This window comes from Patiriisocius marinistellae (assembly GCF_009014635.1).
Lineage (GTDB): Bacteria > Bacteroidota > Bacteroidia > Flavobacteriales > Flavobacteriaceae > Patiriisocius > Patiriisocius marinistellae.
In genome coordinates, this window is sequence record NZ_BKCF01000005.1 from 227,549 (window position 1) to 241,282 (window position 13,734).

General features: G+C 33.7%; 11 protein-coding genes. 4 read left to right on the forward strand and 7 right to left on the reverse strand.

What is annotated here, in order from left to right:
• Positions 1–37: 37 nt before the first annotated feature.
• Positions 38–1,588 carry a helix-turn-helix transcriptional regulator gene (locus GB234_RS12920; protein WP_151894995.1) on the reverse strand — a complete coding sequence of 517 codons (1,551 nt, stop codon included), beginning with the start codon at positions 1,586–1,588 and terminating at the stop codon, positions 38–40.
• Between the two features lie 162 nt (positions 1,589–1,750).
• Between GB234_RS12920 and GB234_RS12925 the strand changes: the two genes are divergently transcribed.
• On the forward strand, positions 1,751–5,800 hold the full coding sequence (locus GB234_RS12925; RefSeq protein ID WP_151894996.1) for a T9SS type A sorting domain-containing protein: 4,050 nt from the start codon (positions 1,751–1,753) through the stop codon (positions 5,798–5,800).
• A gap of 123 nt (positions 5,801–5,923) precedes the next feature.
• Complete coding sequence (locus tag GB234_RS12930) at positions 5,924–6,793, forward strand: DUF4846 domain-containing protein (RefSeq protein ID WP_151894997.1); 870 nt, start codon at positions 5,924–5,926, stop codon at positions 6,791–6,793.
• Between the two features lie 194 nt (positions 6,794–6,987).
• Here the strand turns inward: GB234_RS12930 and GB234_RS12935 are convergent, their stop codons facing one another.
• Positions 6,988–7,962 carry a hypothetical protein gene (locus GB234_RS12935; RefSeq protein WP_151894998.1) on the reverse strand — a complete coding sequence of 325 codons (975 nt, stop codon included), beginning with the start codon at positions 7,960–7,962 and terminating at the stop codon, positions 6,988–6,990.
• Between the two features lie 201 nt (positions 7,963–8,163).
• Here GB234_RS12935 and GB234_RS12940 point away from each other — a divergent pair, with 201 nt between their 5' ends.
• Together GB234_RS12940 and GB234_RS12945 are read left to right on the forward strand one after the other, a co-directional pair.
• Positions 8,164–8,526, forward strand: coding sequence for a DUF8840 domain-containing protein (locus GB234_RS12940; protein WP_151894999.1), 363 nt, complete (start codon positions 8,164–8,166; stop codon positions 8,524–8,526).
• The gene (locus GB234_RS12945; RefSeq protein WP_151895000.1) at positions 8,523–9,533 is read left to right on the forward strand and encodes an FAD:protein FMN transferase; all 1,011 of its coding nucleotides are present in this window, start codon (positions 8,523–8,525) and stop codon (positions 9,531–9,533) included. The genes GB234_RS12940 and GB234_RS12945 overlap by 4 nt, the downstream gene beginning before the upstream one ends.
• Here GB234_RS12945 and GB234_RS12950 read toward each other — a convergent pair.
• From GB234_RS12950 to gpmI, 5 genes are read right to left on the reverse strand one after another with little or no spacing between them, the layout of a single operon-like run.
• The gene (locus GB234_RS12950; protein WP_151895001.1) at positions 9,525–10,286 is read right to left on the reverse strand and encodes a class I SAM-dependent methyltransferase; all 762 of its coding nucleotides are present in this window, start codon (positions 10,284–10,286) and stop codon (positions 9,525–9,527) included. The genes GB234_RS12945 and GB234_RS12950 overlap by 9 nt on opposite strands.
• A gap of 32 nt (positions 10,287–10,318) precedes the next feature.
• A complete protein-coding gene (map, locus tag GB234_RS12955; protein WP_151895002.1) occupies positions 10,319–11,131 on the reverse strand; it encodes a type I methionyl aminopeptidase in 813 nt (270 codons plus the stop codon).
• 6 nt (positions 11,132–11,137) lie between these two features.
• Positions 11,138–11,536 carry a BT0820 family HAD-type phosphatase gene (locus tag GB234_RS12960; RefSeq protein ID WP_151895003.1) on the reverse strand — a complete coding sequence of 133 codons (399 nt, stop codon included), beginning with the start codon at positions 11,534–11,536 and terminating at the stop codon, positions 11,138–11,140.
• Between the two features lie 58 nt (positions 11,537–11,594).
• Positions 11,595–12,158: a TlpA family protein disulfide reductase gene (locus GB234_RS12965; RefSeq protein WP_208997329.1), complete on the reverse strand. Its 564-nt coding sequence runs from the start codon at positions 12,156–12,158 to the stop codon at positions 11,595–11,597.
• A gap of 50 nt (positions 12,159–12,208) precedes the next feature.
• Positions 12,209–13,723 carry a 2,3-bisphosphoglycerate-independent phosphoglycerate mutase gene (gene gpmI, locus GB234_RS12970; RefSeq protein ID WP_151895005.1) on the reverse strand — a complete coding sequence of 505 codons (1,515 nt, stop codon included), beginning with the start codon at positions 13,721–13,723 and terminating at the stop codon, positions 12,209–12,211.
• Positions 13,724–13,734: the final 11 nt, after the last annotated feature.

Below are 13,734 nucleotides of genomic sequence, written 5' to 3' on the forward strand. Positions count from 1 at the left end.
CACATCGATACCTTTGTTACCAATTAAAAAAGAAAGTTTAATATGTTTTGTTAATGTGCTCAACAAGTAATTTGCTATTCTCTAAATTCATTTTTTTGCTAATTCTAAATCTTTGACTTTCAACTGCTCTAATCGATTTGTCAAGAAAGAAAGCAATATCTTTATTTTTAAAACCTAGTTTTAGATAATAACTTATAATTAGTTCTGAGTCACTTAACATAGGGTAAGCCTTATTTATTTTATTGAAAAAATCATCATTTAATTCTCTCAATAAATCAATATGATTTTCTTCGTTACTTCTAAGGTTAGATGATTCAGCATTGATATTTCTATATAAATCTCTGAGTTTATTTTTTTGAGAAGATTCATCTTTAAGTGAGGATACCTGTTTGATTTTATATTTAATTTCAGAAATATAGTTTTCTAGTTCTTGGGTTCTAACAGTTAATTTTTTATGCTTGGATTTTAATTGAGAAAAGTCTTGCTCTTGGGACGTATAATCTTTTGATCTAGATTTGTAATTTCTGTAAAGTACAATAAGTAGTGTTATAATGCCAACTACAATAATGACTAATACTATATTGAAATTTTTTGATTTTGTTACTTTATCGGTTTCTTGTTGTAGTACCGTTTCAGTATCCATTAAAATTTTATTCAATTCAAAACTAGCATCTATATTATCGCGTAATATATCTTCTTGAAACATTTTTAAAGAATCTAGATAAGTACGGCTTAAATTTTCCTGTCCTGATTTGTTATAAGCTTCGGCAGAGAATGAGAAATATTCTCCTTGAGATATGATTGGCATATATTCTTTTAATTTCCTTGCAGATGATAAATAATATAAGGTTGAATCAATTTGATTTTTATCTAAGTGTAGTTTGGACATGCAAATATCTAATGTAGCTTTAAAACTTTTGTAATTATATGGAGCGATGGTTGTGTCTAATTTTAAACTTTGGAGCTCATTTAAATATTTGTTAGCATTGGGGAGGTCTCCCATGTGAATATAATTTGATGCTAACATAAAATTTGCAAATAAGTAATAATAGCTATCATCAGTTATTTTTTTGTATGTATCTATATTTTGTAAAATTAGTTTATTGCTTTTATCATATTCTTTTTTAGTAAAAGCCATATAAGCTGGCATTTGTTTTACATCAATAAGACCCAGTGTATTGTTTGACAATAAGAAAAATTTTTCTGCATCGTCTAAATATTTTTGTGCGGTACTGTCTTTTTTAACGAAATAAGTGTACCTAAACATTTCTAAACTTGCGTTGCCAGCAGTTTCAAAGTCATTTTCTTCTTTGGCATTTCTTATAGATAATAAATAACTTTGATACACTTTTGCATCTTGATTAATACGGTCGTATGCATACCCTTGTAATAAATAATATTCTCCCACTTTTCCATCTATATTATTTTTCAATGGAGTAGGAATACTATCAAGAAACTGTAATGCTTTAGTAGCATTTGTGGATACATAAAAATCTGCAGAATCAATTAATTGTGAATAGTTCTTTTCGTTTTGTGCAAAAGAGAAAATTATTTGAAATAGTAATATTTTGGTAAGAATATACCTCATGAACATTTTGTTTTAATCTAATGGTTGTTTAAAGGTAAAAATAGCAAAATTAGATGTTGTGTAGTATTTGCGTAGTACTTTAAAACGAAATTTAACATCATTCAATTAATCGAATATTGTAAAAAAAATACTTTTGGTAAATAAAATTTAAACACATTATTTATGAAATTTATTTACTCTAATTTTAAATCTTTAATAGTTGTTTCTTTACTGTTTTTAACAACTATTAGTTTCGCCCAATCTTTAACGAATATTGATTATAAAGAAAAGGTAACTGACCCTAATGCAAATTTCTATGAAATAGTTGCACAAAAGAGAGCGGAGTTTGCTTTAATGGATATGAGCGTTAAAGCCAATAACAAAGAGATGAAACAATTTGAGCGTTGGGCATATATTTGGCAAGACAAAGTAAATGCAGATGGATCCTTTCCAAGAACTTCAAATCAACGATTATCTAAAGAAGCATATATTAATACTTTGATGGAAACGCAGAATGTAAATAATCTTTCTACTACAAATCCTTGGGTACAAGTGGGGCCTGTAGATAGGCCTTTAGCAAATGGTTATGCTGGATATCCTGGAAAAGGAAGGGTTAATGTAATTACTGAAGACCCAAATAATACAGATATAATGTATGCAGGGACCGCTGCGGGAGGTGTTTGGAAAACGACGGATAATGGTACAAATTGGATTCCTAAATCTGATTTTCTAGCAGGGCTGGGTGTTACAGATATTCTTGTAGACCCGTTAAATACTAACATTATTTATATGGCAACTGGGGACGAAGATGGAGAACATATCTCATCAATAGGTATATTTAAATCTACAGATGCAGGTGAAACTTGGAATCCAACAGGATTAACATTTAGTTTAGATGAAAATGAATACATTAGAGACTTAACCTTTGCTCCAAATAGCTCTACTAAAATATTTGCCCTAACAAATGATGAGATTAGAGTTACAACAGATAGTGGCGCTTCTTGGAACAATGTTCCTGTAACATATCCTTATGACCCATATACAGAAGGATTTCAAAATATTATTTTTGATCCTAATGATTCGATGAAAGCTGTTGTTTCTGATAGCTTTGGTGGTTTGTATTTTTCTACTGATGGTGGCTCAAATTTTGCTCTTCACGCTACTATTGAAGGTTTAAGTGGTGGTCAACAAAAGTTAAAAATAACTAGTTCTGCTAACGATCCAGATTTTTTCTACGGTATTCTCGAAGATCAAAGAAATAATGGTGCTATTACAGAACAGGCAACATTTAGAAAATATAGGTATGCGTTAACAAACTCAGCTGCAGATTTGATAAGCACAACCTCTTTAACAGGATTTAATTCGCAACAAGGATACAATCAAAATATAGCTGTTTCACCTATAAACAAAAATAATATAATTGTAGCCGGTGTTAATGGATTCCGTTCTACAAATGGAGGGGCAACATTTACTACGTTAATGAATGCCTATGATACTCCTCCAGGCGTAGGTTTTTATATTCACGCAGATCATCACCATGTATCATTTGTAGGGAATACTGAAGTTGTTTTAAATGGGCATGATGGAGGTGTCCACAAAGGACCTTTTAACGCTACTTCAGCAACACCATGGGATGACCTTTCAAACACCTTGGTAATAACACAGCCTTATAATATTGCGGTTACTCAAGAAATGAATGGAGATAACTTTATGATGGCAAATCAAGACAATGATGGTTTTTCTAAAATACTGCAAGGTGGTTCTAGAAATTGGCTTTCTGCTGTAGCTGGTGATGGTACTTCAACTGCTATTGATATTAGTAATTCTAATATTAGATATTTGGGTGGTACAAATGGACAATTATATCGAGCAGATGCTGGTTATGCAGATGGTTACGATCAAGCCACATATATATTAGGATCAAATACTGACGCAGCTTTCGTTTCTCCTATGTCAGTTCATCCTACAGATGCAAATATTATTTACGCTTGTCATGGAGATATTAAAAAATCTACAAATAAAGGTGGATTAGGAGATCCTGAAGATTTTACCGCTTTAGGTTCGGGGCTTACTGGGACAAAATTTATTGATGTTACTGCAAATGGTGGATCTATAAGAATTTATACAATAAGTGAAAATGGTGTTGCAAAACGTACTGATGATGACGGAGCAAGTTGGGTTACTGTTACACCTCCAGCCGGTCAAATTTTCAATAGCTTTTCTGCTTTACCAAACTCTACAATAGTTTATGCAACGGTGAGTGGCTATAATGCTGGAAATAAGGTTTACAAATCAATAGATAGCGGAGCTTCATGGACAAACTTAAGTGCTGGACTTCCTAATATTATTATGAAAAAAGTTGTTTTAAATAGGACTTCAATGGATGAAACTCTTTATTTAGGAACAGAATTAGGACCTTATTTTAGGAATAATACAACTAGTTGGGAAAAACTGGGATCTGGATTACCTAATGTTAGAGTTGATGATCTAGAGATAAATTATACAGACCAAAAATTATACATAGGTACTTTTGGTAGAGGTATGTGGGGAATTGAAATTGCAAATCGTTGTACTGGTGTAACTAAAACATGGGATGGTACAAATTGGTCTCCTACAGGTGCGCCAGGAAATACTGATACGGTTGTAATCAATGGTAATTACAGCACAACAATTAATGGCGGTTCTATTGATGCTTGTTCATTAACAATTTCTGGAACTAATGCTGTCGTTACTGTTGGTGCTGAGGATTACATTTCAGTAGAACATGCAGCTATAGTAGATGCGGGTACGACACTAAATATAGAACACCAAGGTAGTTTTGTACAAATAGCAGATGATGCAAAAGTTACAAACAACGGTACTATAAATGTAAAAGTTACAACGCCAGCACTAAACCCAAGAGATTTTATGCTCCTTGGTAGCCCTATGAGCACTGTAAACCGCGAAGATTTAGAAGGATTTAGATTACTTAAACATGATACTAATGCGTTTGACATGTTTAGTGACCCTGCACTTACAGATGCTACTAATTTTGTGGATATAGATAATAATGATTGGTCTGCAAAAACTGGTATATTAAATCCAAGTGAAGGATTTATGTATTGGGCAGCTCCAAATATTTCTACTGGAGGAACATATAATCTTGAGTTTAATAAGGGCACACTTAACTCAGGTGATGTTTCTTACGACATAACCTTTGGAACAGATAAAAATGATAGTCCTAATATATTATCAAATCCATATGCAAGTGCTATTGATACAGATAAATTAATTGCAGATAATACTGCGATTAACGAAGTATATTTCTGGGAACATAATACAACTCCTTCAAATGTATATCCAGGAGCAAACTCAGCTAATTTTAATATGGCTGATATCTCAGTACGAAACGCTGGTGCAGGTGTCGTTTCATCTACTGGGGGTGCAAGCCCTACGCAATTTATGTCAACTGCCCAAGGTTTTGGTATCAAAGCAGCTAATGCAACAGACGTAAAATTTACTAATAGCATGCGTGTTACAAGTAACAATAATACACTTAGAACATCAATAGTTGCTGATAAAGCATGGTTGCAAATGGAGAATAATAGCTATAGTGATACCAGTACAATGGCAGTAGTATTTACAGACCAAGCAACTGCTGGGTACGATGCAGATTTTGATTCTCAAAGATTAGCAACAACAATTTCTTTTTATTCACAAATAGCAAATGATGCGCAAGGATATATCATCCAGAGTAGAGAAGCGTTAACACAAGACATGAGTGTTACAGCAGGGTTTTCTTCATTGATTGATGAAACAAGTACCTATAAAATTAGTTTGAGTACTATAGAAGGAGATTTGATAGAAAATGCAACTGTCTATTTAATTGATAATATTACAAACAGTGTTACAAATTTAACAAATGATGTTTATAGTTTTGAAAGTGTGAAAGGTAATTACCCAGGACGATTTACAATATTATTTGAAAATTCATCAGTATTAGGTGTTGACAATGTGGAAGAAAATACAGTCTCTCTGTATCCAAACCCTGTACAAGATAAGTTGACTATAGTCTCATCAAATGCAATGAACAGCATTACGATAACAGATTTAACAGGAAGAACAATCAATAAAATTCCAGTAAATGAAGTAAAGGCACAACAAATTAATTTAGAGTCTCTTACATCAAATGTTTATTTTGTGACCATTGAGAGCGATAATGTAGTAACTACAAAAAGAATAATCAAAAACTAGATTGATTAAATTTTTAAATTAAGGGCCGCTTTTATTTAATTAAAAGCGGTTTTTTATTAGGTATTTTTCTTCGGAAATATTAAGGCTATAAAATAATTGTACTTCATTGACAGTTATCTATAAATGAAGAAATGGATACTACTGTTAATTATAGTACTAGGAGCGAGCTTCTTTTTCTTCGGTACAAAAAAAGGAAATGTCATTCAACATACCGCTTTAACGTATGTGATGCCTATAAATTATATTAACGAAGCTGGACTAACTGTTTCAAATAGAATAAAGTTACCCAAAGGTTATACGCGGACGACAACAGAAGTCAATTCTTTCGCAAGTTATCTTCAAGATTATATCTTAAAACCTTTCGGAGCTCCAGTGATAAACTATGATGGAAACCCGTATATATATCAAAGCGGTCATGTAGGCATATTAGAAATTCCAGTACCATCAAATGGATTACAACAATGTGCAGATGCGTTAATGCGTATTCGTGCAGAGTATTTGTGGGATAATAACAGAAAGGGAGAAATAGGCTTCAATTTTACTTCGGGACATTATTGTAACTGGTCAAAATATGCAGAAGGTTATCGACCTAAAGTTAATGGCAATAAGGTTACTTTTAAAAAGAGAGCAGCTGCAAACTATACAAAACAAAATTTTTATAAATATCTTAATCTCATTTATACCTATTCAGGGACACAGTCATTGTTTGACGAATTACCCCCGGTCAATGCAATTTCAAAATTACAAATAGGTGATATGCTCATCAAACCTGGAAGTCCGGGACACGTTATTATGATTGTTGATATCGCAGAAAACAGAGATGGGAATCGTTTGTTTATTTTTGCTCAAGGAAATACTCCTGCTCAAAGTGTTCACATAATAAAAAATCCTAATGACACATCTATAAGTCCTTGGTTTGAATTAGAGATGAACGGTTTTTTAGAAATCCCTACCTATTACTTTAATGATTCTCAGTTTATGAGGTTTAAATAGCACTATTTGTTTTTTCTCGTTTTGACTTCTTAATTTTTAATCAAATTTGATTGCTTCGAGCTTTAAAATTTCCGAAGAAAACAAAACTATAAATCAACCACAAATTTCTACGGAATAACAACTGCCCATAAATAAAATAAAAAAAGTGCACTCTTATGTAAGAATGCACTTGGAAATTTTAATTGATTTAAAGCTTAGTTGTTTTGATTCACTGTCGCTGTATTTGCTCCCTGTTGGTCTATATTACTTATATTTCCTAATAAGCCTAAAGTTCCGTTTTGAGTAAGAGTTGCTGTGTTATTTGCAGAAAAAGGAGAACCCGTAGAGAAATTTCTTTGATTTATCTCAGAAAAATTATTATACCCATCTTGATCTATATATGCCTCATTTGTCCAAGGGTCCCCAGCAAGTCCATCTGCATCTTGGAATAACATTGAGATTTGATTAGAGCCATCTTGCGCTATATTTGTGAAATTAAAATCACCAGATTGTATAACACGACTTTCTTGAAGATATCCATTTGAGGCCATTATGGGACTTGTGGTTATTACGGGACCAGAAACATCACTAGATTGGCTAGATACGACAGCATTGTTGTTACCAAATTGAAAAGTATAATGACTGTTGCCACCATTGTCCTGGTCATTGTTGACCATGTTGTTATCTCCAATTTGAAAGGCATCTACCACATTATAAGGGGTTGTAAATCCAGCAGCAGGAGTTTCTTGATCTATAATAATAATGTTGTTGTTCCCAGTTTGGCGCATGCGAGAAAAGTTACCTTCATTTGTTTGTACCACATCACTATCATTAGAGAGGCCTGTCTGTTCAGAAGTTACTAAGTTTCTGCTAGTTGCTGCTCCTGGTAATGTAGATTGTTGTATGTTAGAATCATTTCCATCTCCAGATTGAGACAAAATTACATCATTGCCTCCGGTTTGGTTGATTAAGGAATTATTATTTATTATTGACCCCGTAGTAGCACCATTGCCACCAATTTGGGTTACCAAGGCAGTGCTATTCCCAGTTTGGTTTGCTACAGAAGTATTGTATCCCATTTGGTCAATGGTAGCTTCATTTGTCCCCGTCTGATTTACATCACTATCGTTCTGCCCATAGGACATCCCTGCAACGAGTAGTGCTCCTGCATATAAAAGTGCTTTTTTCATAATTGATAAAGTTTTATAAGGTTAAATGTAAATATAGACTTCTGTATTCTCAATTACAATACGTAATTATACGTATTTACCTGTAATACAGTATTTTAATTCTTTTCTTTTGTCATATTAAAAAACTAAATCTTATTTTTTGATTTCCTGTTAATAGCTGATTAATTTCATTACTTTATTTTTGTATTTTATAACATCAATATGTCACAACTACTATCAAAACAAGAATTACATAATCTCGCAATGAATATTGTTGGGGAAGATATGAAAGCGCAAGGCTTTGAGTTTCTTGGTGTAAATAGCAAAATAGGGAAGGATCCACAATTTGTTGGGCTTAAGAATAAAGATTTGCACTTTGTTATTGTTCGGGCGGTCTCTTATCCGCAGGATGCAAATGTATACGACCCCATTTTTATGCAAACTATAAAAGAGCACGGGAACAAATTTGATGCAAAAACATACTACGCGGGAGTGGGTTTAGGAAATGGAACTGACTATGCAAAAGAGGTTGTCAAAGACGAAGAATACACTATGGTTTATAACGGACTCCAAGAAATAAAATGAAACTACTTTACATCACCTTAGCGTGTATTTTGTTACTAAGTTGTAATGAAGATACGACACCTAAATACCAAGTGCTGCAAGGAAATGCCTTTGGTACTACATATGCGATTCAATATTTTTCTTCTGAAATTTTTGATGCCCAAAAAGGGGTTGATTCTGTTATAAATGCCGTAAACAAATCTGTTAGTACTTATATTCCTACGAGTGACATTTCACGAATTAATCAAGGGGATTCTACCGTAGTTGTCGATGCTGTTTTTAAAGAAGTGATGCGAATTTCGGATATTGTCTATACAAACTCTAAAGGTTATTTTGATCCAACTGTAGGGGCATTACGTAATGCCTATGGTTTTGGAACAGATACACCGTTGAGTCAAATAAGCGGCGAACGCTTGGATAGTTTAAAAAATTTAGTAGGTTTTAGAAAAGTGCGAGTTAATGCAGATGGAACTATTTATAAAGAAAACCCAAATATTTATTTTGATTTTAATGCAGTTGCAAAAGGGTATGGTATTGATTGCCTAGGCAATTTCTTAGAAGCAAACAACATAACAAATTATATAATTGAGTTGGGTGGAGAGGTGTTGTCAAAAGGTCAAAACATTTCAAAAAATAAATCATGGACCGCAGGAGTAGAATCCACAACATCTCAAATTGAAGATAGAATTGCCACAGTTGTAATAGCAATAGAAGATAAGGGAATGGCTGGATCTGGTAATTACCGCAAGTTTAGAGTTGATGAAACTACGGGTAAAAAGTTTGTACATACTATCAACCCATTGACTGGTCTTGCGGAACAAAGTGATGTTACCAGTGCAACAGTTATAGCCCCCACTTGCGCTATGGCAGATGCTTATGCCACAGCGTGCATGGCTATGGGATTTGAACGTGCTAAAAAAATGCTCTCAGAAACCGAAGATGTGGAAGCCTATTTAACGTATCAAGATGCGTCAAATATCTCTCAGATTTTCATCACTGAAGGTTTTAAAAAAATGATATTAAACTAGTTTTCTACAAACAGGAAGTAACTCACCTTTTGCAATACGATAGCGCTCAATATCCTCGTTAGATATTTTTAAGGTATAATCTAAAGCTTCAACATTAAAACCTATTGATCTTAACTTATCAAAATAATCCATTCCATAAACGCGTACATGGTCGTATTGGCCAAAGATTTCTGTGCGTTCTTTTTGATCAGTAATGGTGTTGTCTTCAAAAGTAACTGCTCGCTCATTTTCTAAAGGAACTTGAAGTATTGCAATGCCTCCTGGAGCAAGTACTCTATACAATTCTTGCATTGCTTTAGTATCGTCTGGAATATGTTCTAAAACATGATTGCAAATAATAAAATCGTAGCTGTTATCTTTAAATGGCAGTGCGCAAATATCTGCCTTTACATCTGCTATTGGAGAGTTAAGGTCTGTAGTGGTGTAGTCAATATTTTTCAGTTTTTTAAATTTCCGAAGAAATGCTTGCTCTGGTGCAAAATGTAAAACTTTTAAATTTTCGGTAAAAAAATTAGTTTCATTTTTTAAATACACCCAGAATAATCTGTGCCTTTCTAGTGATAATGTTCCCGGAGCCAGAACATTTTCACGTACGCGAGCATATCCATAGGGTAAAAATTTACGGTAAGATTTACCATCTATGGGGTCTAAGTATTTGTCACCTCTTAAAAAAAATGCAACAAGAGGTCGCACCAAATAACTTATGCGAATAAGAAAGGTTCTTGGGAATAGGTTAAGAAAAAATTTAAACATGTTTTTTATTACAGCAACTAAACAAATGTAAGCTATTGCACTTTTACTTTAAATTCATCCTCTTCATTGCTTTTAATACCAAGGGCTTCATATACATAATCAAATGTTGAAAGAAGTTGAGGTGCTCCATCAATAATTGCAATATTATGTTCAAAATGCGCGCTGGGTTTGCCGTCTTGAGTTACTATAGTCCAGCCATCTGGTAATTGTGTTATGCGTCTAGTTCCAAGGTTAATCATAGGCTCTATGGCAACAGTCATTCCTTCTATAAATTTTTTGCCACGACCTCTACGGCCGTAATTAGGCATTTCTGGATCTTCATGCATTTTTCTTCCTAGTCCATGTCCCACAAGTTCCCTAACAACACCATAACCGTGATCTTCGCAATATTTTTGAATTGAAAAACCTACATCACCCACGCGATTACCAGTCTTTAATTCGCGAATACCTACGTATAATGATTCTTTAGTAATTTGTAATAATTTTTTAGTCTCAAGAGCTACCTCTCCAATTTCAAAAGTATAAGCATGATCTCCATAAAAACCATTTTTTATAGCACCACAATCTATACTTACAATATCGCCTTCTTTTAAAGGTACATCTGTAGGTAGTCCATGGACTACGGCTTCATTTACACTTGTAAGAAGGGTAGAAGGGCAGTCATAAAGACCAAGAAATCCAGGGACAGCTCCCTGTTCTCTTATGTATGCTTCTGCTAATGTGTTTAACTCATTTGTTGTTACACCAGGCTTCACTTTTGTAGCGAGCATTCCTAGGGTTTTTGATACCACAAGTGCAGCTTCGCGCATTAATTCAATCTCTTCTCTAGATTTTGTTATAATCATGTACTCTTAAAATTTAAACCACCCTTTTTTCTTAGGCATTTGATGTGCTGGTGGAGCGCCACCAGTAATTTCTTGATATATTTCCCCCCAACTCTTCATGCCGCCAATATTTCTATCATCGATAAAAATATCTGCATTTATTTTACGGCTGTATGCAGCATCAAATTCTTCTTCTGGAAAACTCATATTCACAGCGTAAAATGTAATTCCATTTTCTTTGCAAAAAGCAACAGCTTCGTCAAGAGCTTTTCCTTTTCGGTACGTCCAGAGAATAACTCTATGTCCTTTATCTTGTAATTTTTTAATCGTATCAAAAGCGAAGATTATTGGCTTTCCTATTTTTGGGTAGGCATCTTCTACAATAGTACCATCAAAATCGACAGCTATGTTTAATGTTAAATTCATTTAGAAAATAAGTTAGTTGGCTACAAAACTACAAAGAATTAAGCCATCTAGCTACAAATTATTCTTGGTAAGCATGTTTATATGTAGCTCCGGTAATTATTTTAAGTATATCTGTTTCTAGATTTTCTTGCGCATATTCTACAAACCTTCCTAATTCTTTATCATTTTTGTAAAATATAAGAGTTGGCACAAATTCAATATTTAGGTTTTTTTCAAAACCAGATGGTGTTTCTTTGTCATGAGAAACGGCAACAATTTCCATATTTGAAAGATCAAAATCTGTTGCTTCAAGAATTTTGTAAAGTCTAGGAATTTCACGCTGGCTATCCTCGCACCAAGTGCCCATGAACGCCTTAATCTTTACCCCGCTAAGGTTTTCTTTAATTTTTTTTAAAGTTGTAGCTTCTGGCTCATAGCTTTTCATTTCTTCATCCATCCAAGGAAACATCTTTAAATCACTTAAACCTTTTTTATTTATTGCTCCTAAAAGCATTTTGTCACCTTGATTTTCTGGATCATCAATTAAGGTGTTAATACCATTTTTTTCTGAAATTTCTGTCAATTGATTTTCTTGTGCTGTTTTTTGCTTTGTAGTGTTCTTACAAGCAAAAAACGAAATCATTAAAAAGCTTAATATTAAGTAGCGTGTTATTTTATACATGGATTTTATCATTATAAAAGTGATTTTTGTGTCATTTCTTCTGGCTGTTCTATTCCTATTAATTTTAAAATTGTAGGTGCAATATCTCCCAAAACACCATTATTTATATGTTCAATTTTTTTATCCACTAAAATAAGTGGGACAGGGTTTGTAGTATGTGCTGTATTAGGAGATCCATCTTCATTACGCATAGTTTCACTATTACCGTGGTCTGCAATGATTATTGTGGTATAATCATTTTGTATGGCAGCTTCCACAATGCTTTTTGTACAAACATCTACAGTCTCACAAGCTTTTATAGCTGCAGATAATACACCTGTGTGACCCACCATATCTGGATTAGCAAAATTGAGACATATAAAGTTTGCAGTTTTGTTTTCAATTTCTGGGATAATTTTATCTCTTATCTCATAAGCACTCATTTCTGGCTTTAGGTCATACGTTGCTACTTTTGGCGATGGACATAAAATGCGTTTTTCTCCTTTAAAAGGTTCCTCTCTTCCACCGTTAAAAAAGAAGGTTACATGTGGGTATTTCTCTGTTTCAGCAATTCTAATTTGAGTTTTATCGTTGGCTTCAAGAACTTCTCCAAGTGTTTTAGTGAGGTTGTCTTTGTTATAAATTACTTTAATGTTTTTAAAGGATTCGTCATAATTAGTAAGTGTTACAAAATAAAGCGGCAACTTTTTCATTCCAAATTCCTCAAAATCTTGTTGAGATAAGACTTCGGTTAATTCTCTTCCTCTATCTGTTCTAAAATTAAAGAAAATTACAACATCGTCTTTTCCGATTGTGGCTATTGGTTCTGTGTTTTCGGTACATACAATAGGTTCGATGAATTCATCAGTAATTCCATTTTTATATGATTTTAATATTTCCGAAGAAGGATTATTTGTTGCAGTCCCTTTTCCGAAGCATAACAAATCGTATGTTTTTTTTATGCGTTCCCACCTTTTATCTCTATCCATTGCAAAGTAGCGACCAATAACGGTAGCAAGCTTTCCAGTGGTTTTTTCCATATGCTGCTCAAGTGCTTTTATATGTCCTGCGCCAGATTGTGGATCCACATCTCTACCATCAGTAAATGCATGCACAAATACATTTTTAAGCTGAGCGTTATTTGCAGCAGTGAGTAACCCTTTAATATGATTTATGTGTGAATGAACCCCGCCATCTGAAACTAGACCAACAAAATGTACTTTTTTATCATGTGCTTTTGCGTATGAAAATGCCTCTTTTAAAACAGTTTCATCTTTGAGTGTATCCTTTGCAAGTGCGAGATTAATTTTTGCTAAATCTTGATAGACAATGCGTCCTGCGCCCAAATTCATGTGTCCTACTTCACTATTTCCCATTTGACCATTGGGAAGTCCTACGTGCTCTCCGTGAGTCAATAATGTACTGTGTGGGTACTTTGTGTAGAGGGAGTCTATAAATGGAGTTTGTGCTTGCGCTACTGCTGAAACTTTATGGTCTTGTGTGACGCCCCAACCATCTAAAATTAGAAGAATTACATTTTTGTTCATAGTAGTGTTTG